Source organism: Ruegeria sp. HKCCA4812 (assembly GCF_013034245.1).
Lineage (GTDB): Bacteria > Pseudomonadota > Alphaproteobacteria > Rhodobacterales > Rhodobacteraceae > Ruegeria.
Genome location: NZ_WQFQ01000001.1, coordinates 757,625 through 783,966, shown reverse-complemented (window position 1 = coordinate 783,966; position 26,342 = coordinate 757,625). Strand labels below are relative to the sequence as shown.

Annotated in this window: 25 protein-coding genes and 1 tRNA gene; 12 read left to right on the top strand and 14 right to left on the bottom strand. The window is 57.4% G+C overall.

Going from position 1 to position 26,342, the window contains the following annotated elements:
- Nucleotides 1-10: 10 nt before the first annotated feature.
- The 4 genes from GOW04_RS03920 to GOW04_RS03905 all read right to left on the bottom strand — a co-directional run bounded on the left by GOW04_RS03920 (nucleotide 11) and on the right by GOW04_RS03905 (nucleotide 3,328).
- The gene (locus tag GOW04_RS03920; RefSeq protein ID WP_171231605.1) at nucleotides 11-1,339 is read right to left on the bottom strand and encodes a TRAP transporter large permease; all 1,329 of its coding nucleotides are present in this window, start codon (nucleotides 1,337-1,339) and stop codon (nucleotides 11-13) included.
- An 11-nt stretch (nucleotides 1,340-1,350) separates the two neighbouring features.
- On the bottom strand, nucleotides 1,351-1,863 hold the full coding sequence (locus GOW04_RS03915; RefSeq protein WP_170344207.1) for a TRAP transporter small permease: 513 nt from the start codon (nucleotides 1,861-1,863) through the stop codon (nucleotides 1,351-1,353).
- 110 nt (nucleotides 1,864-1,973) lie between these two features.
- Nucleotides 1,974-3,119, bottom strand: coding sequence for a TRAP transporter substrate-binding protein (locus tag GOW04_RS03910; protein WP_171168041.1), 1,146 nt, complete (start codon nucleotides 3,117-3,119; stop codon nucleotides 1,974-1,976).
- A gap of 23 nt (nucleotides 3,120-3,142) precedes the next feature.
- A complete protein-coding gene (locus GOW04_RS03905; RefSeq protein WP_171115836.1) occupies nucleotides 3,143-3,328 on the bottom strand; it encodes a hypothetical protein in 186 nt (61 codons plus the stop codon).
- Nucleotides 3,329-3,462: 134 nt separating this feature from the next.
- Here GOW04_RS03905 and GOW04_RS03900 point away from each other — a divergent pair, with 134 nt between their 5' ends.
- Nucleotides 3,463-4,485: a LacI family DNA-binding transcriptional regulator gene (locus GOW04_RS03900; RefSeq protein ID WP_171231604.1), complete on the top strand. Its 1,023-nt coding sequence runs from the start codon at nucleotides 3,463-3,465 to the stop codon at nucleotides 4,483-4,485.
- Nucleotides 4,486-4,611: 126 nt separating this feature from the next.
- On the opposite strand, the gene GOW04_RS03895 is transcribed toward GOW04_RS03900, so the two are convergent.
- The 6 genes from GOW04_RS03895 to GOW04_RS03870 form a co-directional block, all read right to left on the bottom strand.
- A tRNA-Gly gene (locus GOW04_RS03895) sits at nucleotides 4,612-4,685 on the bottom strand.
- A gap of 70 nt (nucleotides 4,686-4,755) precedes the next feature.
- Nucleotides 4,756-5,583, bottom strand: coding sequence for a polyphosphate kinase 2 family protein (locus tag GOW04_RS03890; protein ID WP_171231603.1), 828 nt, complete (start codon nucleotides 5,581-5,583; stop codon nucleotides 4,756-4,758).
- A 126-nt stretch (nucleotides 5,584-5,709) separates the two neighbouring features.
- Nucleotides 5,710-6,771 carry a methyltetrahydrofolate cobalamin methyltransferase gene (locus tag GOW04_RS03885; RefSeq protein WP_152458043.1) on the bottom strand — a complete coding sequence of 354 codons (1,062 nt, stop codon included), beginning with the start codon at nucleotides 6,769-6,771 and terminating at the stop codon, nucleotides 5,710-5,712.
- A gap of 9 nt (nucleotides 6,772-6,780) precedes the next feature.
- Nucleotides 6,781-7,707, bottom strand: coding sequence for a methylenetetrahydrofolate reductase (locus GOW04_RS03880; protein WP_171231602.1), 927 nt, complete (start codon nucleotides 7,705-7,707; stop codon nucleotides 6,781-6,783).
- A gap of 25 nt (nucleotides 7,708-7,732) precedes the next feature.
- The gene (locus GOW04_RS03875) at nucleotides 7,733-8,029 is read right to left on the bottom strand and encodes a virulence factor (protein WP_117868895.1); all 297 of its coding nucleotides are present in this window, start codon (nucleotides 8,027-8,029) and stop codon (nucleotides 7,733-7,735) included.
- Nucleotides 8,030-8,276: 247 nt separating this feature from the next.
- Entirely contained in the window at nucleotides 8,277-10,163 is a 1,887-nt protein-coding gene (locus GOW04_RS03870; protein ID WP_171231601.1) for a PhoX family phosphatase, read from the bottom strand.
- Between the two features lie 180 nt (nucleotides 10,164-10,343).
- Here GOW04_RS03870 and GOW04_RS03865 point away from each other — a divergent pair, with 180 nt between their 5' ends.
- Nucleotides 10,344-11,456, top strand: a complete 1,113-nt coding sequence (locus tag GOW04_RS03865) for a Ppx/GppA phosphatase family protein (RefSeq protein ID WP_171115826.1) — start codon at nucleotides 10,344-10,346, stop codon at nucleotides 11,454-11,456.
- Nucleotides 11,456-12,178: an RlmE family RNA methyltransferase gene (locus tag GOW04_RS03860; RefSeq protein WP_171204794.1), complete on the top strand. Its 723-nt coding sequence runs from the start codon at nucleotides 11,456-11,458 to the stop codon at nucleotides 12,176-12,178. The genes GOW04_RS03865 and GOW04_RS03860 overlap by 1 nt, the downstream gene beginning before the upstream one ends.
- Here the strand turns inward: GOW04_RS03860 and GOW04_RS03855 are convergent.
- From GOW04_RS03855 to GOW04_RS03845, 3 genes are all read right to left on the bottom strand, one after another.
- Complete coding sequence (locus tag GOW04_RS03855) at nucleotides 12,175-12,366, bottom strand: hypothetical protein (protein WP_171204795.1); 192 nt, start codon at nucleotides 12,364-12,366, stop codon at nucleotides 12,175-12,177. The genes GOW04_RS03860 and GOW04_RS03855 overlap by 4 nt on opposite strands.
- Nucleotides 12,367-12,453: 87 nt before the next feature.
- On the bottom strand, nucleotides 12,454-14,355 hold the full coding sequence (locus GOW04_RS03850; protein ID WP_171231600.1) for a cytochrome c3 family protein: 1,902 nt from the start codon (nucleotides 14,353-14,355) through the stop codon (nucleotides 12,454-12,456).
- On the bottom strand, nucleotides 14,352-15,218 hold the full coding sequence (locus tag GOW04_RS03845) for a YihY/virulence factor BrkB family protein (RefSeq protein ID WP_171231599.1): 867 nt from the start codon (nucleotides 15,216-15,218) through the stop codon (nucleotides 14,352-14,354). Before GOW04_RS03845 ends, GOW04_RS03850 begins: the two co-directional genes overlap by 4 nt.
- Before the next feature lie 170 nt (nucleotides 15,219-15,388).
- Here GOW04_RS03845 and GOW04_RS03840 point away from each other — a divergent pair, with 170 nt between their 5' ends.
- The 8 genes from GOW04_RS03840 (at nucleotide 15,389) to GOW04_RS03805 (ending at nucleotide 23,827) form a co-directional block, all read left to right on the top strand.
- Complete coding sequence (locus tag GOW04_RS03840; RefSeq protein ID WP_152458051.1) at nucleotides 15,389-16,474, top strand: AI-2E family transporter; 1,086 nt, start codon at nucleotides 15,389-15,391, stop codon at nucleotides 16,472-16,474.
- Between the two features lie 3 nt (nucleotides 16,475-16,477).
- Nucleotides 16,478-17,590: an acetoin utilization protein AcuC gene (locus GOW04_RS03835; RefSeq protein WP_171231598.1), complete on the top strand. Its 1,113-nt coding sequence runs from the start codon at nucleotides 16,478-16,480 to the stop codon at nucleotides 17,588-17,590.
- A 116-nt stretch (nucleotides 17,591-17,706) separates the two neighbouring features.
- Complete coding sequence (locus GOW04_RS03830; RefSeq protein WP_171168023.1) at nucleotides 17,707-18,684, top strand: MoxR family ATPase; 978 nt, start codon at nucleotides 17,707-17,709, stop codon at nucleotides 18,682-18,684.
- A 17-nt stretch (nucleotides 18,685-18,701) separates the two neighbouring features.
- The gene (locus GOW04_RS03825; RefSeq protein ID WP_171231597.1) at nucleotides 18,702-19,649 is read left to right on the top strand and encodes a DUF58 domain-containing protein; all 948 of its coding nucleotides are present in this window, start codon (nucleotides 18,702-18,704) and stop codon (nucleotides 19,647-19,649) included.
- Complete coding sequence (locus tag GOW04_RS03820; RefSeq protein ID WP_171231596.1) at nucleotides 19,646-20,119, top strand: DUF4381 domain-containing protein; 474 nt, start codon at nucleotides 19,646-19,648, stop codon at nucleotides 20,117-20,119. The genes GOW04_RS03825 and GOW04_RS03820 overlap by 4 nt, the downstream gene beginning before the upstream one ends.
- Complete coding sequence (locus tag GOW04_RS03815; RefSeq protein WP_171231595.1) at nucleotides 20,119-21,102, top strand: VWA domain-containing protein; 984 nt, start codon at nucleotides 20,119-20,121, stop codon at nucleotides 21,100-21,102. Before GOW04_RS03820 ends, GOW04_RS03815 begins: the two co-directional genes overlap by 1 nt.
- A gap of 2 nt (nucleotides 21,103-21,104) precedes the next feature.
- Nucleotides 21,105-22,601, top strand: coding sequence for a VWA domain-containing protein (locus GOW04_RS03810; protein ID WP_171231594.1), 1,497 nt, complete (start codon nucleotides 21,105-21,107; stop codon nucleotides 22,599-22,601).
- Entirely contained in the window at nucleotides 22,598-23,827 is a 1,230-nt protein-coding gene (locus GOW04_RS03805) for a BatD family protein (protein ID WP_171231593.1), read from the top strand. The genes GOW04_RS03810 and GOW04_RS03805 overlap by 4 nt, the downstream gene beginning before the upstream one ends.
- A 3-nt stretch (nucleotides 23,828-23,830) precedes the next feature.
- On the opposite strand, the gene GOW04_RS03800 is transcribed toward GOW04_RS03805, so the two are convergent.
- Entirely contained in the window at nucleotides 23,831-24,511 is a 681-nt protein-coding gene (locus GOW04_RS03800; RefSeq protein WP_171204803.1) for a Crp/Fnr family transcriptional regulator, read from the bottom strand.
- 198 nt (nucleotides 24,512-24,709) lie between these two features.
- Between GOW04_RS03800 and GOW04_RS03795 the strand changes: the two genes are divergently transcribed.
- Nucleotides 24,710-26,320, top strand: coding sequence for an arylsulfatase (locus GOW04_RS03795; protein ID WP_152458060.1), 1,611 nt, complete (start codon nucleotides 24,710-24,712; stop codon nucleotides 26,318-26,320).
- The last annotated feature ends 22 nt before the right edge of the window (nucleotides 26,321-26,342 follow it).

The following is a 26,342-nucleotide window of genomic DNA, read 5'->3' as shown; positions in this document are numbered from 1 at the left end:
TCAGCAGGTCCTATTGGTAGATTTCAGGAAGCAGTGTGGTCGACACAGCAGGCACGTAGGCGATCAGGATCACCACGATCAGCATGGTCAGTACGAAAGGAATGGCCCGGGCGGCAATCTTCAGAATGGACTCACCGGTAATGCCAGATACGACGAACAGGTTCAGACCCAGCGGCGGCGTGATAAAGCCCACACCCAGCGCGGTGATCATCATGATGCAGAACTGGATTTCATTCATGCCGATATTGTCGGCCAGCGGCTTCAGGATCGGCGCCAGAATCACGATGTTCGGCGTTGTCTCCATGACGCAGCCCGCTGCGATCAGGATGCCGATCATCAGCAAGATCAACAGATACGGATCATCGGTAAGCGACGTGACCGAGGCCACGAAGCCCTGTGGCACGCCCATGATCGCCAGTGCTTCGGCCAAGGGTGCCGAGAAGGCGATGATCGGCAGGATGACTCCGTTAACCTTGGCCGAACTGACCAGCATCGATGGAAAGTCCGCCAGCGTCAGTGTGCGCAGGATGAAGCCCATGATGATGGTGACGACCACGGCGGTTGCGCCGGCTTCGGTCGGGGTAAGGCGACCTGAGAAGATGCCGTAGAAAATGATCCCCGGCACGATGAAGGCGTACCAGCCCGATTTCAGCGCCTTGCCCAGATTGGACAGCCATTCACCCATGGTCATCATGCCGCCGCCCTCATAGGCGTAAAGACGGTTCATGATGATGTTGGTGATCAGGATCGACACCAGGATGGCCAGACCCGGAATCAAGGCTGCAAGAAACAGGGTCGAGGCGGAGATACCCAGCACGAGGCCGATGATGATATAGGCGATCGAGGGTGGGATCAGGATGCCGGTACAGGCACCAGCCGCAACCAGAGCACAGGCATAGGGACGCGGATATCCGCTTTCCACCAGCCGGTTGATGGTCATGCGCCCCACCGCAGCCGCCCCGGCAGCATCCGACCCTGAAATCGCGGCAAACATACCGCAGACCAGAACCGTGGCCGAACCGAACCCGCCTTTGGCGAAGCAGGTCAGCGCCTCGGCTACGTCCAGGAATTTGCGCGACAGACCGGTCCGCACCAGAACGTCCCCGGTCAGGATGAACAACGGAACAGCGGTCAGGGCAAATGCGTCGATACCTGTGAACAGGCTTTCTCCGACCAGGCTGAGAGGTAGATCACCGGACATGATCAGCATCACGACCGCCGCTGTTCCTATGGCGGCCCAAACGGGCACGGCCAAGGCGATCAGGCCTACGAACAGGATCACCGGCAGGTAAAAATCCCAGCCCAGTTCAACGGTTTGATTGAGGGAATTCCAAAGCATCCGTATTCTCCTCAGTCAAACAGCTTGTCGCCTTCGAAGACGGGGGTGCCGTCACGAAGTGATTTCAGGTCACGCAGGAAGGATTGGATCAGCCGCCATATCATCAGGGCAAATCCAGTGGGCACGGCCATTAGGAACCAGACTTTCGAGACCCGAAGCCCATCCGTGACCGAGCCGAACTTGGCCGAGACATGAACCGCCTCATACGACCAGTAGAGCGCGATGATTGCCACGCCGAACATCACGAGATCGCCGAAAATATACAGCACCGCCTTGGGGCGAGGCCCGATGTAATGCATGATCACATCGATCCGTATATGCGCCCGCTCTTTCACCGCAGCCGCGGCACCGATCCAGGCCAGATAGATGAAGGAATACCGGACGATTTCCTCGCCCCAGATCGACGAATAAGCAAAAATCTCGCGCCGCAGCACTTCGATGGCCATGGTAATCACCAGCATCACGTAGAACACCAGCAGCAACCAACGCTCTGCGTTTCGGTCTATGTTTTGAAGAATGGTCATCTGATCCTCCGGCGCAGGGACAGCCTGACCCGCGCCTGATGTGGCGGGTTGTTGTCGGGCTGACTGAAAGTAAGGTTCGTGGACGCCCGTCAGGCGTCCACGGCTTGGGCTTACGCGTCGTGGACGTAGTATTTGCCCTGAGTACCGGCGGCTTCGACCAGCTTTTCGAAGTTTTCCATCGATCCAGCCAGTTCCATCTTGAACGGATCCCAATCGGCGTTTTGATACCCGCCGGCATCCTGCCATTCCGCCAGTTGGTCGTCACTGAGCGAGTGGAACTGCACCCCGGCCTTGTTCAGCTCGGCCATGGCATAGGCGCGGGCCGACGGAACCTTGGACAGGTTCTGATGGCTGGTCATTTCCGACCCCCACATGATGCCTTCCTGCACATCAGCCGGCATCGAGTTGAACCATTCCAGATTACAGGAATAAACTTGGCTGTCCGGCACCGCCTGCGTGAAGGTCACATGGCTGAGGATGTCCTTGAAGCCGAAGACATAGAGTGCGCCAACCGAAGGATCGAGCGCATCCGCAACGCCCTGCTTGATGGCCGAGGGGGTCTCGCCCCAGGCAACGGGCGTCGGGTTGGCGCCGACCATCCGGTAGTATTGTTGCAGCATCTTGGATCCCGGCACGCGGAACTTGATCCCGCTCATATCACCGGGTGTGAGCACGGCATTGCCGCCCTGACGAACCGCAACGACGCGCGGGTCGATGTTCACATAGAACAGAGCCTTGAACCCTGCCGCTTCGACCTTGGGGTGAACCTCACTTTTCCACGTGTCCGAATGGACAAGGTTCGTGAAACGCTGGTTCGAGCCGCACAGGTACGGCATGTTGATCAGGTCGACTGTCGACGCGAACGGCGCGAAATTCGACAGCGAATGCTGCGCCGCCTGAATGGTGCCGCCCTGCACCTTCTGGACCAGTGCGCCACCCGCACCAAGCTGACCGCCGGGGGCCAGTTTCACATAGACCTTGCCGTTTGTGGCGTTCTGGATGTTCTCTTTCAGATCCAGTTGCATGATGGGGTAGCTGCGCGATGCGCCCAGCACGTAAGCTGTGGCTACTGTCATTACATGGTCAGCGGCCTTTTCACGCTCGCTTTCTTCCTTCGCGGTCTGCGCGGCGGCCTCGGAAGACCACAAAACGCCCCCTGCCCCAGCGACCAATGCGGCCGTAAACGCGCCACTGGCGCTCAGTTTCAGAAAATTGCGGCGCTCGGCCGATGCCAGTTCGGTCTTGTCGGTTTTCATCAATTGCCCTCCCAAGCAAAAGTTCAGCTGCCGTCTTGTGCGTCCCGGTCAGCTTCCTTTTTCAGAATTGCGACAACGAACAGGATCGAAGCCGCGAACAGAACCAACATCTCTCCAACGTCGCCAAGAAACGCGCTGCTCGCAAAAGCACCCAAAGCGACATTTGCGAAATAGATCGCAAAAACGATGACTGATGCAGCGAGATACATTTCCGGGACTCCCTTCAGAATCGGCTCAAATACATTTGTAAGCGCTTACATCATAAATGCAAGCGCTTACATAAACGCTTTCATCCTTGGAAAAATGCGACTAACTTAGGCGAACCGGAATTGAGAGTTCGAGAATGTCAAAACATCGGTCCGCACCGACGCTGGATGACGTTGCCAAGGCAGCAGGCGTTTCAACTGCCACCGTGTCACGGTGCCTGAACACCCCGCAACAGGTGGTCGAGGCAACGCGGAAACGTGTTCTGTCTGCCGTAGACACCCTTGGCTACACGCCGAACTTTGCAGCCCGAGTGATGGCTGCACGGCGTTCTTTCACGATCGGCGCGATAATTCCGACGATGGAAAATGCAATCTTTGCAAGGGGGTTGCAGGCGTTCCAAGAAGAGATCCACAAACAGGGCTACACCTTGCTGGTCTCCAGCTCGGCCTACCAACCGGCCGCAGAAGAAGAACAGATCCGAACGCTGGTTGCACGGGGCGCCGACGGGCTGTTGCTGATCGGGCATGACCGGGACGTGCAAATCTACGACTATCTCGAAAGGCGTAAAGTGCCGGCTCTGGTCGCGTGGTCCTTCCTGCCAGACGAACCAATACCGTCCGTCGGGTTTGACAACAGACGGGCGATGGAGGCTTTGACAAGCAAGATCATCGAATTAGGCCATACGCGGTTGGCAACGATTTCAGGCATCAGCAAGGGCAACGACCGTGCGCGTTTGAGGATCCAAGGGATAAAAGACGCGATGTCCCGACATGGACTGTCGCAAGACGACCTTTCGGTGATCGAAACCTCGTACGAGATTGAAAACGGCGCCGATGCGTTCAAGCATCTCATGTCGAATGATAACCCGCCGACCGCGGTGTTGTGCGGCAACGACGTTCTGGCCGTCGGTGCGGTAAGGCAAGCTCAGCAGATGGGACTGCGGGTGCCCGAAGATGTATCGATCACCGGCTTTGATGATATCGAGCTTGCGCGCATAGTCGCCCCTGCGCTGACAACTGTCCATGTTCCTCATCGTGACATGGGACGCAAGGCTGCTCAGGCGTTGATTCAGATGATCGAATCCAACGCACCGGGCAAATCTGTTGAACTGCCGACGCACATCGTTGGCAGAGAGTCCTTGCTTGGCCTCAACAGCTAGAACCGGCTTTCCAAGCCCGTTGAGCAGATCCGTGGAAACACGTGCCAGTCAGGCCCGTGAAGGTGGTGGCAAAGCCACGCAGCGCCACCTTTTTTGATGAAATAACAGCGCCTTACAGTCCGATTTTGGAGCGGGTAGCGGGAATCGAACCCGCGCGTTCAGCTTGGGAAGCTGACAGGCTACCATTACATCATACCCGCCTTGTCAGATGAAATAACACCAGAACATCCAGACGTTCAACCCGGATCGCAACCAACCTTTTTCGGGTTCTTACTCGGTTCGGGCTCGCAGGCTGTCGATCAGGGACTGGTCGACTGCCAAGGTCTTGCCTGCCGCTTCCAAAGTACGGCGATCCAGATGCTGGGGGTTCAGATCAACCCCTTCCGAAAACGCCTCGACAATGGCCTTCATGGCCGTGATCCTCGCATATTTCTTGTTGTTGGACGGGATCACGTGCCAAGGGGCAACTTCTGTAGACGTCCGTGCCAGCATTTCATCCACGGCCACCTCTGCGACATCCCATTTTTCGCGGTTTCTGAAATCTTCATAAGTCAGCTTCCAGCGTTTCATCGGGTTGGTCAGCCGCTCAGTAAATCGGCGCATCTGCTCTTCCTGTGAAATGTGGAAGAACAGTTTCACGATTCGAGTCCCGTCATCGACCAGCATTCGTTCGAAATCATTGATTTCCTGATACGCGGCCCGCCAGCGTGTTTCCGGGGTCAGCTTTTCGATCCGCTCAACCAAAACCCGGCCGTACCAGCTGCGGTCGAAGGCGGAGATCGCACCCGAAGGCGGCAGGCGTTCCCAGAAACGCAACAGATAATGCCGGTTGAGATAGTAGTTCCGGGGCGCACCGATCGGCCAGACCTTGAAGCTGCGCGGGTCCAGGGCCTGATTGATCCGGCGAATGGTCCCCCCTTTTCCGGCAGCGTCCCACCCTTCGAAAACCAACACGCCCTTGAGCCCGTGAAACAGATAAGCTTGCTGAATTCTGGCCAATCGTGTCTGCAATTCGATCAGCTGATCGAAGTAGACCTTTTTGTTCAGTTTCCTGGTCAGATCCGCATCCGAGAGTTTTGGGGGGTGATGTTTACTCATGCTGCCACCTGATCAATGCATCCTGGATCAGGGTATTCTGAAACCTTCTGCAAATTCGACATTGATCAGGGTCAAATGCAAAAGGCCGGGCGCTGAGCCCGGCCTTTGCAGTCTGTGTCGTTCAGATCAGGCGCGGCGCCGACGGCCACCACCGCGACGTCCACCTACGGGTCCTGCGGCACCCGCTTCGTCCGGTGCTTTGTTGAACCGGATCCACTCACCGCCATGTGGGTCGTTGTTGGTAAGCAGGTTTGCCGCGCGGATGGCTTCCATTTCCTTGCCGGCGCGCGGCTTCGTCGATCCCAGACCGAACATCTGCACGAAGGTTTCATCGTCCATGCCTTCAGGCAGGATGATACCGGCTGCCGCCACGGCCTCTTTTTTCTCGGCGATCTTCTTCTGCGTCACGGGCAACGCCACCGGGTTCATGATGGCCGAGGTCATGCCCGCACCCATCGCCATCGGCAGGAACGCGTTGTTGATGCCGTGACGGTTCGGCAGACCGAACGAGATGTTGGACGCACCGCAGGTGGTGTTCACACCCAGTTCTTCGCGCAGACGACGGACCAGCGCGAACACTTGCTGACCGGCGGTCGCCATCGCACCGATGGGCATGACCAGCGGGTCAACCACGATGTCATGTGCAGGGATGCCGAAATCGGCAGCGCGCTCGACGATCTTCTTGGCGACGTCAAAGCGCACATCGGGGTCTTCCGAAATGCCAGTGTCATCGTTCGAGATAGCCACGACCGGAACGTTGTACTTTTTGACCAGCGGCAGAACCAGTTCCAGACGTTCTTCTTCGCCGGTGACCGAGTTCAGCAGTGGGCGGCCTTCTGCGGCCTCAAGGCCGGCTTCCAGCGCGCCCGGAACCGACGAGTCGATACACAGCGGCACGTCAACCAGACCCTGCACCAGCTCGACGATCTTTCGCATCAGCGGTGGTTCGGTCTCGTTCGGGTTGGGGTTCGAGTTGTAGACAACGCCCGCATTGATATCCAGAACGGTCGCGCCAGCCGCCACCTGAGCCAAGGCGTCCTTTTCGACGGTCGAAAAGTCGCCCGCTTCCAGCTCGGCGGCCAGTTTCTTACGGCCGGTCGGGTTGATCCGTTCACCGATCACGCAGAACGGTTCATCAAAGCCCAGGACGGCTGTTTTTGTTTTTGATTCTACGACTGTTCGGGTCATGTCCGTTCCTTAGGAGTTTACAGGCTTTGCCGAAGCGCCGCCGTTATTGATCGCCCAGTTGGCGTTGGTCTTGATCCCGCCCAGCGGGAAGAAGTGCACGTTGGTGATGTTGAAATCCGGGTTGGCCGCCTTGTGGTTGGCCAGTTCGGTCACGACATCGGTCGGCTCGTAGGGCAGCAACAGCTTGGAGACATCCATGGCGCGCTTTTGCAGAACCTTCAGAGACGGCCCAACGCCACACGCGATGGCGAATTTGATCAGGGTTTGCAGCTTGGCCGGACCCGCGATTCCGATATGGATCGGCAGATCGATGCCCGCTTCCTTCAGGCTGTCGGCCCAGGCGATGATCGGCTTGGCGTCAAAAGCGAACTGTGTTGCCAGCGCCATTTCGGCATCCGTGGTCTCGTTGAACTTCTGCTTCCAGCGCAACGCGTCATCGACGTTCTTGGTCGAACCGTCGGGGTCGATGTCCTTGTTGCCTTCGGGGTGGCCCGCCACGTGCAGGCGCTTGAAGCCCGCCTTGTCAAACAGACCACTTTCCAGCAGCTGCATCGAGCTGTCGAACTCGCCGTGCGGGTTGGCGACACCGCCCGCCAGCAACAACGCCTGTTCAACGCCTGCTTCGCCCTGATACATGGCGATCCAGTTTTCCAACGTCGCCGCATCCTTGATGATACGTGCCGGAAAATGCGGCATGACAGGGTAACCTTCCGCCGCAATTCGCTTGGCCGTCTTGACCATGTCTTCGATGGGCGTGCCCTCGATATGGGCGATGTAAACGCGTGTCCTCTCGGGCAGCAGCGCGCGGAAATCGTCGACCTTTTCGGCGGTACGCGGCATGACCTCGATCGAATAGCCTTGCAAAAAGGCTTCGACGGTCGGATTTACTGGGCCGCTTTCGACCGCATCACGTTTCTTGAAGTTCAGCAAAGCCATTTCGGCCTCCCATAAAGTCTGGGGCTCATGCCCAACCGTCATTTGCAATCAGCGCTTTGACGCGGTCCTGATCGTATTCCGTTTCCAGACGCACAGCCTCGGCTTCGGCAATCTCGGCAGGATCGCCTTCGACCGCGAAAGGTTCGGCTTTGCGCCATTCGGCCAGATAGGCATCACTGTCCTTGGCGTTCACCTTCATTGCGGCACGGTCGATTGCTTGTTCAAACCGTTCTTCCAACTGCCGCTTTGCGCCACGACGGCCTTTGCCGACGATGACCTGAGCGGGAATGTCGCGCCAATATACGATGGTGACGTCAGGCATTGCTGTGATTCCTCCTAACCCGATGGGCCGGTTCTAAACTTCAATGTAGGCCTGGGTCGGTCGATTTTCGACACACGACGCTTTCCAAACGACGTTTTGCGCCCACTGCTGTGTAGTGGCTTTTACCCAGTTTCTGGGAAAACGCGCATATCATAATTCTCATTGTCTCTATGAAAGCGCTGCATGAAAAAGAAAAACCCCGGACGGGAAAAACCGTCCGAGGCAAGAATTGATGGGGCAAATGGCTTTAGCCGACCAAACCGCCATCTTCGCGCGTAATGGCGATAATGGCCGAGCGTGGCACCGAGTCCCCGCCTTCAGGCCAATGGCTGTTGCCATCTTCGCCCGGGTGCTGAATGCCGACAAACATCGTACGACGGTCCGGCGACCAGCTGAGACCGGTGACCTCGCATTCGTTGGGGCCAACCAGAAAACGGCGGATTTCGCCGGTGACAGGGTCGCCTGCCAGCATCTGGTTGTTGCCCTGCCCGGCGAAGTCACCTTCGTTGCCATAATTGCCATCGGTCTGGATCCACAGCAAGCCGTTGCTGTCGAACTTCAATCCATCGGGTGAGTTGAACATATTGTCGGCGTTCACGTTCTCGGATCCGGCATAGGCGTCTTGGTGGACAGTGGGATTGCCTGCCAGAACGTACAGATCCCAGCCAAAGCCAGCCGCAGCATGATCGCCGCCATCCGGGCGCCAGCGAACGATCTGACCGTAGTTGTTCTTGTCCCGCGGGTTCGGGCCGTTGGCCGAGGTATCGTCGCCCCCTGCATTCGGCTTCACGCCACGGTTCTTGTTGTTGGTCAAGCAACAGTAAACCTCGGGCGCGTTTGGATTAGCCGCAACCCACTCGGGACGATCCATGGTGGTTGCTCCAACTGCCGAACCAGCCTGACGGGTGTGGATGCTGATCTCGGCCTGCGAGGCCATGCCAGTGCTTTCCGGCGTCAGATCAAGCCACTCGCCGGTTCCATCGTCGTTGAACTTGGCAACCGAAAGTGTGCCTTGTTCCAACAGCGCGTTTGTGTCCACACCAGCGGCATAAACACCTTCCGAGACAAAGCGGTAAAGAAACTCGCCGCGTTCATCATCGCCCATGTAAACGACCACGCGACCGTCATTGTTGACTATGACTTCGGCGTTTTCGTGCTTGAAGCGTCCCAGAGCGGTCAGTTTTCGCGGAGTCGAGGTTGGGTCAGTCGGATCGATCTCAACCACAAAACCAGCGCGGTTCGGTTCGTTTGGGTTTTTCGAGACGTCGAACCGGTCATCAATTTTGGCCCAACCGTAACCCCAGTCTTTTGACGATACGCCATAACGTTTCAGATCAGCATTGACCTCGTGGTTTTCGTCTTCGGCCGAGAAGTAGCCATTGAAGTTTTCTTCACAAGCCAGGTAAGTGCCCCACGGCGTCACGCCATTTCCGCAATTGTTCCATGTTCCCTTGCACGTCGTGCCGGACGGATCGGCGGCGGTTTTCATCAAGTCATGACCGGCGGCCGGACCCGTAATGGACATTTCGGTCTGCGGTGTAACGCGGCGGTTATAGGGGCTGTCCTTCACGATGCCCCACTTGCCATCGGTGCTCGCGATTTCCACGATCGTGACACCATGCGCCATCATGCCCTTTGCGATGTCGTCATCGGATGCTGGCTTGGCGTCCGGATTGTTGCCCCACAGGATGTCACGATTGGTATATTCGTTGTTTACAACCAGCAGAACGTGACCGTCATGCAAGAAAATGTCCTGACCATCGGTATTGTCACCAAAGGCGCGTTCCTGGCTGGCAGCCGTACCACGGGTCGCGTGATCGAACTCTGGCGCGTCCGACCAAAGCGGATCGCCCCAGCGCACCATAACATCCGCCTTGTATCCAGCGGGAACAATGACCTCGTCCGCAGTCGACACGGGAACCGCCTCAAACGCGAAGCGGTTGGAAACCGCGTGAGCCCCTGAAGGAATCAGCGAGCCACCAACAGCTGTGAAACTACCCATCGCCAAAACGCCGCCCAAAAAACCGCGACGGGACAATGCGCGTTCGACAACGCGATCAAATTCACATTCTTCTGGGCGCGGATTTACGACTTCATCGAATTCGTCGAAGGAAAGGATGCGCTCATCTTTCATTGCGGTCTCCGTATCTGGCTGAGAGCTAATAGATAAACCCGAACGTGGGTTCGCCCATGGAGATCGCATCATTTTGTGAACGGCATGTGACATGCGCGTTAATTTCAAAATTGAAATCACTTGCACGTCAGCAATCCCCCGCCTAGGGTCGAGGTAACTCGAAAATCGGAGGGCGTAAAGATGGCGCCCAAGCGTCCCAAAGGTGCGGGCGCGTTCCCGAAAGCGGTCGAAAGCCCCGCGCCGGCAAGACCCGATCCGGATGCTCTTTATGCGGCACTGGATCTGGGGACAAATAGTTGCCGCATGTTGATAGCCCAACCCAAGGGAAGTGGGTTCCATGTGGTCGACAGCTTCTCCAAATCCGTGCAGTTGGGCGCGGGTCTGGAACGCACCGGACGACTGTCGCGGGCGTCGATGTCGCGTACCGTTCAGGCATTGCGAATCTGTCAGCAAAAGCTGAAACGCAACAAGGTCAAACGGATGCGTCTGATCGCGACCGAGGCGTGCCGCCGCGCCAAGAACTCGCGCGAATTCATCCGGCAGGTGAAGCGCGAAACCGGCCTGACGCTTGAGATCATTCAGCCCGAGGAAGAGGCCCGTCTGGCGGTGATTTCCTGTGCCCCACTGGTTTCGACCAAGACCGAGCAGTTGCTGGTCGTCGATATCGGAGGCGGCTCGACCGAATTGGTCTGGATCGACATCTCGTCCGTTCCACGGCGCGACCGACCTGCGGCCATCATGCGGCTGCATCACGGGTTTCACACTGTCGACAGCCCTTTTCCAGCGGCCAAGGTCGTTGACTGGATCAGCGTGCCGCTGGGCGTCGCAACGCTGCGGGACCAATTCAATGATGTCGAGGATGACGCGGCCCGTTTTGCGTTGATGAGTTGGTTTTTCGAGGAAAACCTTGCCGACTTTGCCCCCTACAAGGACGAACAGGCGCGCGAAGGGTTTCAGATCGTCGGCACCAGCGGCACGGTCACCACTGTTGCGGCCTCGCACCTGGGCCTCAAGCGCTATGACCGGACCAAAGTGGACGGGCTGCGCATGACCAGCGATCAGATTGACAAAGTCATACGCGGGTATTTAGAACTCGGCCCTCACGGGCGGCGCCGGGACCCTCGCATTGGTGAAGACCGGCAAGCCCTGATCATGTCCGGCTCGGCCATATTGCAGGCATTGCTCCGTTGCTGGCCCACTGACCGCCTTTCGGTGGCGGACCGGGGGCTGCGCGAAGGTCTGCTTTACGCACAGATGAGCGCGGACGGTGTATTGGAAGACGGACCGTTCTGATGGCGAAAACACCAAGTGGAAAAAACAACTCGGGCCGCGGGCAACGCGACCTGAAGGTCAAGGTCAAGACAGCGCGCGGGCGCAAGCTCAGCTCGACCCGCTGGCTCGAGCGGCAACTGAACGATCCCTATGTCAAGCGTGCGCAATCCGAAGGCTATCGGGGGCGCGCAGCTTACAAGATTTTGGAACTGGACGACAAATTCCGCTTTCTCGTGCCCGGGGCGCGGGTTGTGGATCTGGGCTGTGCGCCCGGCGGCTGGTGTCAGGTGGCGGTCAAACGCGTGAACGCGCTGGGCGAAAAGTCAGGCAAACGGATCGGAACCGTGCTGGGCATCGACCTGCAAGAGGTCGAACCAATTGCCGGGGCCGAAATCCACGTTCTGGACTTCATGGAAGATGACGCCGATCAGAAGGTCAAAGACTGGCTGGGCGGCAAGGCAGACGTCGTGATGTCGGATATGGCGGCGGCATCCTCGGGGCACAAGCAGACCGATCACCTGCGCATCATGGCGCTGTGCGAAACTGCCGCCTATTTCGCATTCGACGTTCTGGAAGAAGGCGGCACTTTTGTTGCCAAGGTTCTGGCTGGGGGGGCTGAGGGCGATCTGCAAAAGTTGCTCAAGCAGAAATTCCAGAAAGTCGCCAATGTCAAACCGCCGGCGTCTCGCTCGGACAGTTCGGAAAAATTCGTTGTGGCAACCGGGTTTCGAGGCGGCTCTTAATCATCCAGCCGGATAAGATTTCCGCTCAGACGCTGTTCACGCAAGGACGTGGCAGCCATTCCCTGCAACATCAGCGTATCTCCGTGCGTCACGTATGATGGTTCCCGGTTGCGCAGGTCTTCGATGCGCTGGGCAAGTGAAACCGGGCTTGAACCCGGCATCTTCCGCATTGTTGCTTCTCTGGACATGGCTCACCTCGGATCAGCACTTTGTTCTTGGCTGTAACAAGGAATTCTGCCGTCAAAATGAAAGAATTCGGGCACGGATGTGCCGGATCAACGCCCGAACTGTTGCGACAATTGCAGCAGGTTCGGATCATCAGGCAACCTGTCCAGCGCCTCTTGCAGCACTACGCGCGCAGCTTCCGGGCCACGATTGATCTGCGCCAGTTGTACCAGCATCGGCCACGCCTCTGCTCTCTGCGGGTCCAGCGTCACGACCTCTCTGAACGCCTGCTCCGCCGCCTGCGCGTTGCGAAGCGTCAAAGCCATGCCCCCCAGAACAAGATGGGTTTCCGGGGCGTCCAACCTGTTCGAAATGACCTGCTGCCATTCCGACATGCCCTGCCCAAGCTTGGCCCGCTGCTCAGCCGTCAAGCCCTGCGGCGGTATGCTCAGGAACTCTTTGGCGGCGGTGATGCGCACGTTTCGCAGAGGGTCAGACAGCAACGGCTCGAGCCTGCGCACCTGATCTGCCGGGCTGGCCTGACGTTGCAGCGCCGCTGCAATTGCTCGTATCAGCGGGTCAACGTCCTGCAACAGTGGCGCTGTGTCAGCGGCGATCTGTGGCGACCCAAACGGTTGCAACAGATACGCGGCGGTCGCTCTGACGATGCCCGGCTGCGACGCATCCATTGCGACCGCAAGCAAACCTTCGGGCGTGTCGAGCTGCCCTTCGGCCGCGGCTTTGAAAACTGTCCCATAATGCGGGTGTCGATTTGGCGATCCCGGAAACCAGCCCTCTATCTGGCTTGCGGCCCAGGCCTGATCCTGGTCTTGATGGCAGTCCGTGCAGGCATCAACGCCCAGCCCAAGATCCGGTCGCGGTATGCGAAAACTGTGATCGCGTCGACCGTCGACACCCATGTAGGTCCGCTCGATCATGTGGCAGCTTTTGCACTGGGCGCCTTCGCTGTCTTCCGGGTGATTATGATGCGCAGGCGTGTCATAGTCCTTTGCGGAAAGGGTCGCGAAATCCGGATTTCCGGCAGGCGAGTGGCACTGTGTGCAAACCCCGTTTCCGTCGGCTTTCAAGTCTGCGCTGTGTGGTTCGTGGCAGTTCATGCATCCGACGCCCTGCGCGTACATCCGGGATTGCAGGAACGAGCCGTAGACGTAGACCTCATCCAGAATTTGCCCGTCGGGATGATAGGACCCGGGGCGCAGCACGGCCAGATTATAAGCATCATGATACGGGGTTCCCGGAACCGGGTTTCCGTTGCCATGCGCCTCGCGCCGGGAATGACATCCGGCGCATTGCTGTATTTCTTCTTCGGTCCGCCCCTTGCCCCAACTCAACAGAAAGCCGGCATTGGCCAGGCCATCTGAAGAACGCTTTTCCCGGACCCAGTCGATATGTGCGGACCCCGGCCCATGGCAGGCCTCGCACCCGACCCCAATTTCGACCTGCTGTGACGTGTAGCTTCTGGTTTGAGGGTCGTAGTTCTTCTCAAAACCCGTGGCATGACATTCGGCGCAGCGCGCGTTCCAGTTTTTGTAAGGACCGGTCCAATGCAACCCGTCATCAGGCGGCAGGTCCTGATCAGGGTACAGGTGATACCAGCGCTTTTGTTCTGTGTCCCAAACCACATCGAAACTTTGCAACCGGCCCGGTTCGGTCTCGAAAAGGTATTGCTGCAAGGGTTCGATTCCAACGACGGAATGTACGTCATATTCCGTCGTTGCACCGTCTTTTTCCGTTACACGGGCGGAGAAACTGCCCGCCTCATTTTTGAATTGGACGGACATCCCGTCATGATCGAACCGGGTACCGTTGAAATCCGCCACAACAGCGCCGTCAGCGGGGTCTGTCCAGGCCAACGCATGGTGTGACGCGGCCCAGGCTTCGGCTTCTTGCAGATGACAGTCGGTACACTGGTCTGAACCCACATACTCTGCCGTCTGCGCCTGAACTTCACCAGCAATTGCAAGGCAGGCCAGTATCAGGGCAAATCTCATGCCGTATCTCCTTGGGCGGCTTTTTGCAGATCAATCAATGCACCGTTGTATTCGGCACCCAAGATCAGGATCGCCGAATAGAGATACAGGAAAATCAATGCCGCCATGGCCCCCGCCAATCCAGCATAGGTGGCGCTGTAGGTGGCGAACTGGCTGATATAAATTGAAAACGCCCACCCACCAGCCGCCCACAAGACCAAAGTCAACAAGACGCCAGGCAAAATTTGCATCAGGCTGTGCCTGCGAGTCGGCAGCACAAGATGCGCCAGAAGAACGGTGCCCGCAGGAACCGCCACGGTGAACGTCCAGCGCAGGCGATCCACGGAAAACCAGTTGGCCACGGCAACTTCCGTGTGTTCAGCCACCAGTTTCGTATAGACCGGCAAAACCACCTCGACCGCTGCAATGATCAGAATGGCCGACCCGCCCAGAATGACCAGCACCAGACAGAGCAGTCGGGTTTTCCAGAAAGGCCAACTGTCTTCGTCGTGGTAGGCCTGGTTCATGGCTGCACGTACGGCAGCCACGCCGTTGGAGGCGAAGTAAATCGCCAGCAGCCCCCCCAAGGTGATGACACCCGAGCCGGATCCTGCCAGAACGGCCCGCAGTTCGGCCACGATCGGATCTGCGACGTCCTTGGGCCACGCGCCGAAAATCAGGTCAATCAACTCATCGGTGACATAGCCTTGAGATAACGCCCCTGCCAGCGCCACGGTGAACAGCACAAAGGGAAACAGCGCCATCATCAGCGACATGGCCACGTGGCTGCTCATGACGAAACCGTTCTTTCTGCTGAACCGGCGGATCGACAGCCAAAGTGCCTGAATAGGTCGGCCAAATAAGGGATTCGCGGCAGTGGTCATGCTGCAACCCTAACCTGCCGAAATAGAACACAGAACCCGTCGTGAAAATCTATTTGTAGAATGAGGGCCAACAAACGCCTGAACGCATTGCATAAACAAGACCTCGCGTGCAGGATTGGGTCACGCAGGATGGGAAATGGGCACTGCTTGTGCCGCACACAGGATACCGAATGACCCCGGATCAAAAAGACATCACGGTTAGACCCAAGCTTCGATTGTCCGTTGTCCGGGATACATGCATCATCGCGACCCTGATCGTGCTGGGTCTCTATGCCGGTGCGAACTTCCTGATCCCGCTTGCCATGGCGCTGCTGGTCAATGTTCTGATCATCGCGCTGAGCGATCGCGTAGTAGCCCTGACCCGCGCTCCGGTCTGGCTGGCCAATATTGCCGGTGTGACAGTCGTACTGGCGGGTTTGTTCATGATCATGTACGTGCTGGGCAGTCAGGCGACGCAGTTTGCACGCTCCATCAGCACTTATGAAAACCAGTTTGATGGTGCCGTCGAGCGTGTAACGGGGCTGGTCGGCAACGACGTGACCACCTTCATTCGTGACAATCTGGTCAGTATCGACATGTCCTATGTCGCACGCGTGTTGCTGGGCAGCGCCACTTCATTGTTGAACCAGTTCTTCCTGATCAGCCTTTATGTCGCCTTTCTGATGGCCGAACGGCTTGCCTTTCGGAAAAAGATCCAACTGGCCGCCGGAAATCCTGTCGCCGCAGCAGAGTTTTCCACCATGCTCGATGCGATTTCGGTCAGCTTGCAGCGCTATGTCGGCGTCAAAACCCTGATCAGCCTGATAACGGCAACCATCAGCTATACGGTTTTCCGCTCGCTTGGTCTGGAATACGCGGAAACCTGGGCCGTATTGACCTTTGCCCTGAATTTCATCCCCTCGATCGGTTCGATCATAGCGGTGTTTTTTCCGGCCATGATCGCGCTTGTTCAATTCGAAACGATCCTTCCCTTCCTGGTGATCGTGCTGGGATGTGGAACGATCCAATTCCTGATCGGCAATTTCCTGGATCCGGCCATGCTTGGCCGATCCCTGAACATGTCGACCTTTCTTGTCATTCTGGCCCTGACCTTCTGGACAACGGTCTGGGGTCTGATCGGCGCGTTTCTGAGCGTTCCTCTGACCGTATGCATCCTGATCGTGTTCAGCCACATCCCGGCCCTTCGACCGGTCGCCATACTGATGTCATTGGATGGCAGGTTGGGCGAGGATAACAGTCAGGCCGCAGCAAGCTAGGTCATGAAGCGCCCCCTGTTCATCGGATCGGATATCTACCGCAACTCGACCTACGGTTCAAAACACCCGCTGGCCATCCCACGGGTTTCAACCGTCATCGATCTGTGTCGCGAACTGGGTTGGTTGACGCCCGAAAACTACCGCGTCAGCCCCTGCGCAAAGCCAAGTGTATTGGAAAGGTTTCATACGCCGGACTATATCGCCGCCCTGCAAAAGGCAGAAGCGGACCAGCATGTTACGGACGAAACACGGGATAAATACGGTTTGGGGACTCTGTCGAACCCGGTCTTCGCCGAGATGTATCGCCGGCCGGCAACCGCCGCCGGTGGTTCCATGCTGGCCGCCGAACTGATCCGGGATGGAGGGATCGTTTTCAACCCTGCGGGCGGCACCCACCATGGCCTTGCGGACCGGGCGAACGGGTTTTGTTATCTGAACGATCCGGTTCTGGCGATACAGACCCTTTTGAGCGCTGGCCTGGATCGCGTGGTCTATGTCGACATCGACGCCCATCATTGCGACGGGGTTGAACTTGCGTTTCACAGGTCGGACAGAGTTCGGATGATCTCGGTCCATGAAACGCGGCGATGGCCTTTCACGGGTCAACTTGAGGAAGACGCCGGTGGCGCGGCCTTCAACCTGCCTGTTCCAAGGCATCTGAACGACGACGAATTCGCCGCCATTCTGGATCAATTGATCCTGCCAGCGACCGAGGCGTTCAAACCGCAAGCCATTGTCCTGCAATGCGGGGCCGACGCCGTGGCCGAAGACCCGCTTTCGCGTTTGACCCTGTCCAACAACGCGCATTGGCGAACAGTCGCGGCGCTGAAGCCTCTTTCGCCTCGTTTTCTGGTTCTGGGTGGCGGCGGATACAATCCCTGGTCCGTAGGGCGCTTGTGGAGCGGCGTCTGGGCCACCCTGAATGATTTCGAAATTCCTGACACACTTGACGTCGGTGCACAGAAAATCCTGCGGGATCTGACCTGGAGCAGGGCCGCGGGACAGGCGCCTCACCCTCACTGGCTGGACAGTTTGCGCGACGCGCCAAACACTGGGCCCATACGACAGGAACTGAGGAAAGATTTGCGCCACCTCACCGCCAGGCATTCACGGTAGATCGGTCCGCCAAAGCCTGTTAGCATTCCGATATTTCGGGATATTCCTGACCGGCTTACCCCCTGTTCCGTTATCAATTCGTTTCTTCCAGCTTGGCACCGATTGGACCACCACCCATGAATGCACTTAATCAGATACTTGATCTCAAAACCCGCATGGGCCAGTCCATCATCGGGCAAACCGAGGTCATCGACCGACTGCTGATCGGGATGCTGGCCAACGGAAACCTTCTGATCGAAGGTCTGCCCGGATTGGCCAAAACACGTGCAGTCAAGGCGATGGCGCGCAATCTGGATGCAGACTTCAGCAGGATCCAGTTCACACCTGACCTGCTGCCTTCAGACGTGACGGGAACCGAGGTGTTTCAACAAACTGACGAAGGCGGCACCTTTCGGTTCGAACCCGGGCCGATCTTTGCCAATATCGTCCTCGCTGACGAAATCAACAGGGCACCGGCCAAGGTGCAGGCCGCTTTGCTGGAGGCGATGGAAGAACGCCAGGTTACGGTTTCCGGGACCACCCACAAGATGGAACCGCTGTTCATCGTGATGGCAACCCAGAACCCTATTGAACAAGAAGGCACCTATCCCCTGCCCGAAGCGCAGATGGACCGGTTCCTGATGCATGTTCAGATCACCTATCCGCCGGTCGAGGACGAGGTTGAAGTGATCCGGCTGGTGCGGGGCGAAGAGATCGCCGCCGGGAAAGGCGCGTCAAGCGAGCCACCACCGACAATCCCGCAGGACGCCGTTTTTGCAGCGCGTTCGGAAATCGGGCAGATCCATGTTTCGGACGCAATGGATCGCTATATGGCCGATCTGGTTCAGGCGACCCGGACGCCTGCGGCGCTCAGCGAAGAACTGGCCAGCTGGATCGAAATCGGTGCCAGCCCGCGTGCCTCATTGGCATTGGACAAATGCGGTCGGGCGCATGCGTGGATGAACCAGCGTGACTATGTGGACCCTGCGGATATTCGAGCCATTGCACATGACGTGTTCCGTCACCGCATCACGCTGAGCTTCGAGGCGCAGGGGAACGCCAAAACGGCAGATGACGTGATCGCGGAAATCCTGCGTCTCGTCGCGCTGCCCTGACTGTTAGGGTTGGCCGGGTGCAGCGATCCTCAGCATATCCCGATGATCCCCGCATTCACGTCGATGCGGATCACCTGTTGCGTCTGGAACTGCATTCCCGTGCCCTGAGCTTTTTGCCACGTCAGCCTGCCCGGTCGATCCTGAATGGCAGACACGCATCGCGCCTGCGCGGACGCGGCCTGAATTTCGAGGAATTGCGCAACTACCAACCGGGCGACGACATCCGAACAATTGACTGGAAAGTCACGGCGCGAACCGGTGAACCCCATGTTAGGGTCTATACCGAGGAACGAGACCGCCCTGCCCTGTTGCTGGTCGATCAGCGCGTTTCGATGTTTTTCGGAACCGAAGTCTACATGAAATCGGTCATCGCCGCCGAAGCTGCTGCAATCACCGCACATCGCGTTCTTGGTCAGGGCGATCGTGTCGGTGGTCTGGTATTCAACGACACAAGCGTTGCTGAACACAGGCCGCAGCGCCGCGCGGCGGCGCTCATGCGGTTTCTGTCTTCCATCGGCGCTGCCAATTCGGCCTTGCATGCTGCCTTGAACCCGCAACCCACCGTAACTCTGAATGACATGTTGTCGGAAGCCGCGCGTATGCTCCAAACCAACGGGCTGGTTTGCCTGTTTTCCGACTGCGACGGGCTTGACGAAAGATCGGAATCCCTGCTGCGCCGTATTGCGGTCTCAAACGATATGATCGTGTTCAATATTGCTGACAAGACAGCAAAGGGGCTGGCGCCTGATCTGAAACTCACGGTCTCGGACGGGCGCGACCAGATCGAAATCGACAGCGCCGACCCCGAATTGTCCGGCAAAATTCGCAAGTCCATGGAAGACAGGTTGGACCACCTGCACACATGGTCCCGTCGATACGGTTTTCCGGTTGTTCCATTGACGACCGCGGAACCTGCCCTGGATCAGTTGCTGTATCTGTTCGGACATCGCAGGGGGCAGAAATGAGCATCGACACGACAGGGAAATCTCTGGTTGATCTGCTGAATATGCTCGAGCCGGCACCGGAACCCACGCCTGTTTCGATGTTTCCGCAGACATGGGGGTGGTTGGCGCTGGCCGTCATACTGCTTGGCCTTGCCGTACTGGTCAGTGTTCTTTTCGTCCGGCGAAGGCGGGCAAGCGCGTATCGCCGCCATGCGCTGGCAGAGCTGGCAGACCCGGATATCACATCGGCAAAAGTTGCCGAAATCCTTCGCCGCACCGCGTTGGTCGCATATCCGCGCAAGCAGGTTGCAGGGATCCACGGGGATGACTGGTTGAATTTCCTTTCACAAACCTCTGATGAAAAATCCTTTTTATCAGAGGTTGGGCAAACACTGATCGACGCGCCGTACAAGGACATGCCGCCAAACCGCGCCTTGACCCAGCTTGCTCGGCATTGGGTCAAGTCCCATAAACGGAATCGGGGAACGTGATGTTTTCCTTCTCTGCGCCCTGGGTGTTTCTGCTTTTGCCGCTGCCGCTGCTGGTGTACGCCATTGCTCCGCCCCGGCGGGAAACAACCGTGTCCATTCGCATTCCGTTTTTTCGCCGCGTGGCCCAGGCGGCGGGCGTCGAGCCGCAATCCGGGTCAATGATCCGAACCCGGGCCCGGCTGCAAACAGCCAGCGCCGCCTTGATCTGGATACTTCTGGTTCTGGCGCTGGCGCGTCCGGAACGTCTGGGCGACCCTGTGGTGATGGAAAAATCTGCCCGCGATGTGGTTTTGGCGCTGGATATCTCTGGCTCGATGGATCAGCGCGACTTCCAGACCGGATCCGGTGCCCCGATGCAACGGTTGGAGGCGGTCAAAGAGGTTCTCAAGCAGTTCATCTCTGAAAGAGATGGTGACAGGATGGCGCTGATCATCTTTGGAACACGCGCGTTCATTCAAGCGCCCTTCACGGAAGATCTGAACAGTTTGAACGGGTTCCTGGACCAAACTCAAGTTGGCATGGCGGGTCCGAACACGGCTTTGGGCGATGCGATCGGGCTTGGCATTCGAACTTTTGAATCCAGCGAGGTTGACCAGCGCATGATGATTGTTCTCAGCGATGGCGCCGATACGTCCAGTCGCATGACACCCGTCAATGCCTCGGCCATTGCTGCGGAAAAGAACGTGGTTGTGTATACGATTGGTGTCGGAGACCCGAATGCCACGGGCGAAGACCGTGTCGATCTTCAGGCACTGAAGGACATAGCCGATCGCACGGGCGGAGAATATTTCTTTGCCGACGATGCAACGGCCCTTGAACAGACCTACGCACGCATTGACTCACTGAACCCCAGAATGGTGGAAACGCAAAGCTATCGCCCCAAGCAAAGCCTTGCCCATATTCCGTTACTCATCGCGTTGATCGTCATTATGGTCAGCATGACCTGGTTCCATTTCTCACAGCGACACCAGGGGGCCGTCTGACAATGGATCTGGCTGATTTCCATTTTATCCGAGGCTATTACCTGCTGCTTCTCATCCCCATCCTTGTGTTGTGGTGGCGGATCAGACCCAGACCGATGGCAGACACCAAACTGCCATCAGGGATCGCCCCGCACCTTGCAGAGGCCTTGCTGATGGGCAAGGAAGAAAACAGGCGCATCCAGCCCATTGATGTTGCGCTGATCATTACGGCGCTTGTCGCATTGGCGGCCTCGGGTCCGACATGGTCGCGCGCGCCCAACCCGTTGATCGCAGACACGGCCCCGTTGGTGATCGCTCTCAAAGTCACCGACAGCATGGAAAACTCGGATCTTGCGCCATCGCGGCTGGATCGGGCACGGTTCAAGATTTCCGACCTGATCACCGAACGTGCCGGCGCACGAACCGCTTTGATCGCCTATGCGGGAACGCCGCACCGAGTTGCGCCTTTGACCGAAGACGCGAACATACTTCGTCCGTTGCTTGAGGGGTTGACCCCCGCGGTGATGCCGAAGGATGGCGATGCAGCAGCCGATGCGCTTGCGTTGGCTCAGTCCATTCTGGACGACAGCGACAGCCCGGGGGCGATTCTGTTTGTATTGGACGACCTTGATCCATCTCAGGTAGCTGGGCTAAGCTCCTCTTCTTCTGATATTTTCTTTCTCACCATGCTGCCGGATGGTGGTCGTATCGCGCAGCTGGACAACATCCCCAACGCCTCAGTGGTCGCGTTTTCGGGCGACGACCGGGACATCAATCAACTGATGCGCCGCATTCAATCGGCCTATACTGCCGCCCTGGATGACGATGATCGTCTGGACTGGCAGGACAAGGGCTGGATCCTGGCCTGGCCTGCTGCGGTGTTGTCTCTGCTGTGGTTCCGCAAGGGCTGGGTAATTCGTTGGGCGGTTCTGGTTTTGATTGCGCTGCCTTCATCCGGTGCGCGGGCAGAAGGATGGCGAGACTGGTTTTTCACCTCCGACCAACAAGGCCAGATCGCGATGAACCAAAAACGATTTGGCGACGCGGCCGAGATGTTCGAAGACCCATATCACAAGGGATATGCCTATCTCAGGGATGGTCAATATGAAAAGGCGTCGTCCGTGTTTTCCACACTGGACACACCGGAAGCTGCGTTTGCCGAAGGTATGGCCCGCATAAAAAACCGCGAGTATCGCCCAGCCATATCGGCGTTCGAGACCGCCTTGGAACGTCGCCCCGACTGGCCCGAAGCCCAGCATAATCTCGACCTGTCCAAGGCCATCCTGGACTATGTCGAAACGACGCGTGAACAGTCTGACACAGGGGAAGAGGCTGGCATCGGCGCAGATGATACGGTGTTTGACAACGATGCAGCACGTGGCAGTGACACCACGGTTCAAGCCCCCAAGGACGGGCCACAGTCACTGTCCGCCGACCAGTGGATCAGTATGATCGACACCGACATGCAGGATTTTCTGAGAAACCGTTTCCTTTTGGAAATTCAGGAGCAAACAGAATGAGATACCTTGCTGTCTTCATCCTGTTGTTGCCGTTATCCGTGTCCGCACAGGAAAACTCAGCCTATCAACCTCGGGTGTCAGTGGACGTCCCGAACGAGGCCGTCATCGTCGGCCAACCCGCCATCGTCCGCATCAAGGTTCTGGTACCGACCTTCATGCCGCAGCCGCCCGTATTCCCATCATTGGAGCAACAAAACGTCCTTGTTCGCCTGCCTGAGAGGGCTTCTGGTCCGATAAGCGAAACGGTAGACGGAGAAACGTGGTCCGGAGTACAGCGCAGTTATCGCCTGTATCCGCTGACATCAGGGCCGGTCGCGTATGATGCGCAAGAGGTTGTCGTGACATTTGCCGACCCGCAGTCCAATGACCCGGTTCAGGTTTCGGTGACGCTTCCTTCCATACAGCTGAACGCTGAGATCCCCGAGGGCGCTCAAGGTCTTGACCCGCTGATCATCGCAAGTGGTTTCTCTCTTGATCAGAATCTGGACGGTCCGACCGATATGCAGGCCGGTGATTCCATCACGCGCGAGATAAGCGCGCAGATCGCTGGCACCACGGCCCTGACAATCCCGGCGCTGACGCCGCAGGATCAAAGCCAACTGCTTCGCGCCTATCCCAAGGAACCCCGCTTTTCGGAAACAGAGAACCGGGGCATCTTGTCCGGGCAGCGGGTCGAAGAAACCGTGTACATCGCCCAAGATGATGGCGAAACACAGTTGTCAGCCGTTTCCATCGACTGGTTCAATCTGGACACCGGTCAGATCGAAACGGCATCACTTCCCTCGACCAAGCTGACACTGGCACCACCCAGGCGACAGCCGCCTGACGCGCAAACCATCATCAAATCAGTTCTTTACCTTGTCATTGTTGTATTCGCATTGTGGACATTGGGAAGGTTTCTGCGCCCGCGCTATGCAACCTGGAAAACGGAACGGCGCCGCAGGTATCTGGCATCGGAGAAATATGCCGTCGATGCCTTGCGATCCGCTTTAATATCACGGGATTTGCCTGCGGTTTATCAGGCATTGGATCTTTGGAAATCGCGAAGCGCGCATCCAGAGCGTTCTTTGGATCTTGAGAAGAGCCTTATGAATATCGGTGCGGCGCGGTATTCAGCGACGGCTGGCAACGGCCAGGAAAACTGGGAAGCGACCATGCAACACCTAGGCGCACTGAAAAGCGCAACAGAACGAAAGATCGGGTCTTTGCCCCCGCTCAACCCTTAGATTTCAACTTTGACAGTTGCTGATCAGCTTGCGCCGGTCGATCAACCGCAGCCGGCCATACCCCAATTCCACAAGGCCCAGATCTGCCAGATGATGCAGATGTCGATGCAAGGTCGGCTGAGATACCGCAACCATTTCAGCAAGTTCTTCCTGAGACACAACAATCCATCCGTCCGAACTCAAGGCGCCTTCGTCAAGATGCAGCAGACGTAGCACAAGGCGCTTTTCAGACCCCGTAACCGCAAGATTGGCCATGATGCGCAGAGCAGTCTTCATGTTTTCATGCGTCAACGCATAGAAATCACGGATGTATTCCGGGTTCTTCTGAACCAGGCGTTCTACCCGCGAGCCGGGAAAATACAAGGTGCGGGTCTTTTGCGTTGCCACGACGCTGACCAGGCGTTTGGCTTCGGCAAACAGCGCGAGATCCCCGATCCAGAATCCTGATCCATCCTGATGCAATACGAATTCCTGTCCATCATCGGCAGGTGCCGTGATCTGAAGCGCGCCTGCGAGCACCGCATGAATACCGTTGGCGCGGTCACCGTGGTGGTACAGGGTTTCTCCGGAATCGAAGGTTCTTTGAATTGCGCACGTCATAAGATCGCTCTGAAACTTTGAATCGCGCGTGCCAAACCAGTCGGTCTTGGCCAGAATCCGCATATCGTCATCAGAATCAAACATTTGTATCTTTCAAAGTGATCATATGATAAGTTTTCGATACGTTTCATCGCGTAAAATAGCTGTGTTCACTGCCCGAACAAGAAATTGTTTTTATTCGGGCAATCAAGAACTTGCTTGCAGCTTCAAGTTATAAGCTAGCGGCTTCAATTAAATTTCAATTTTCCGGGTCATTAAGGCTCGACTGATCAGGAGCACTTCATGTCTTCTCCACGAATGATTGCAGATAATTGGCGTAGAACACTGCGCCGGTTCGCAGTGGCGACCGTAACTGTCGCCCTTGCCGTGCCCGCCTGGGCGCAGGATCAAAAGCCCAATATTCTTGTGATATGGGGCGACGATATCGGTCAATCCAACATCTCGGCCTATACAATGGGTCTGATGGGATATCAGACACCCAATATCGACAGGGTTGCCAAAGAAGGCATGATCTTTACCGATTACTACGGTGAACAATCCTGTACCGCCGGCCGTTCGTCATACATCATGGGGCAATCCGTGTTCCGCACCGGTCTTTCCAAAGTCGGCCTGCCTGGGGCAGATCTTGGAATGCAGGTTGAAGACCCAACTATCCCGGGGCTTCTTAAAGACCACGGCTATGTGACCGGTCAATTCGGCAAAAACCACCTTGGTGACAAAGACGAACATCTTCCGACAAACCACGGTTTTGATGAGTTTTTTGGCAATCTTTACCACCTGAATGCCGAAGAAGAGCCGGAAAACGAAGACTATCCGGGTGATCGCGTTCTGGCGGATGGGCGCACCTTCCGCGAGGCCTATGGCCCGCGCGGCGTCATCAAGTCCAAAGCGGATGGCACGATCGAAGACACCGGACCCTTGACCCGCAAGCGCATGGAAACGGTAGATGACGAAACCGTGGCCGCGGCCATCGACTTCATCAAGCGGGCGCATGAGCAAGGTCAGCCCTTCTATGTCTGGTGGAACGGTACCCGCATGCACTTCCGCACCCACGTCAAAGACGAGATGCGCGCCAAGGCCAATGAGTTGTCGGGGCGGGTCGCTGATGAATACACCGCCGGTATGATCGAACACGATATGCATGTAGGTCAGCTGCTGGATCTGCTGGACGAGCTTGGCATCGCCGACAACACGATCGTCCACTATTCCACTGACAACGGTCCCCACATGAACACCTGGCCGGATGCGGCTGCCACGCCGTTCTGGGGCGAGAAGAATACCAACTGGGAAGGTGGATGGCGCGTTCCGTCGATGGTACGCTGGCCGGGCAAGATCGAGGCCGGATCGGTCACAAACGAGATCGTGCATCACATGGACTGGCTGCCCACTTACCTCGCCGTGGCCGGCGATCCGGACATCAAGGAAAAACTGAAGGCCGGCTACAGCTCATCGGGCATGGGTCGCGACTATAAGGTGCACCTTGATGGCTACAATATTCTGCCACTGCTGACTGGTGAGACTGCCGCAAGCCCCCGGAAAGAAATCTTCTATTTCTCGGATGATGGTGACCTCACGGCGCTGCGCTTCGAAGACTGGAAGCTCATCTTCCTCGAGCAGAAAGCCTGGGCCACGTTGCGTGCCTGGATCGAGCCATGGACCGAACTGCGCATCCCGCTGATCGTCAACCTGCGCCGCGATCCGTATGAACGCGCGTACCGCACGTCCAACACTTATTACGATTGGCTGTTGGACCGGGCCTATTTCCTTGTGCCCGCCCAGCAATACGTTGGCAATTTCCTCAGTACGTTCCAGGAGTTCCCGCCACGTCAGAAAGCAGCCAGCTTCAACCTAGATCAGGTCATGGAGAAGCTGACAACGCCGACCAACAACTAGGCCCGGCGGCCCCACGCTGTAG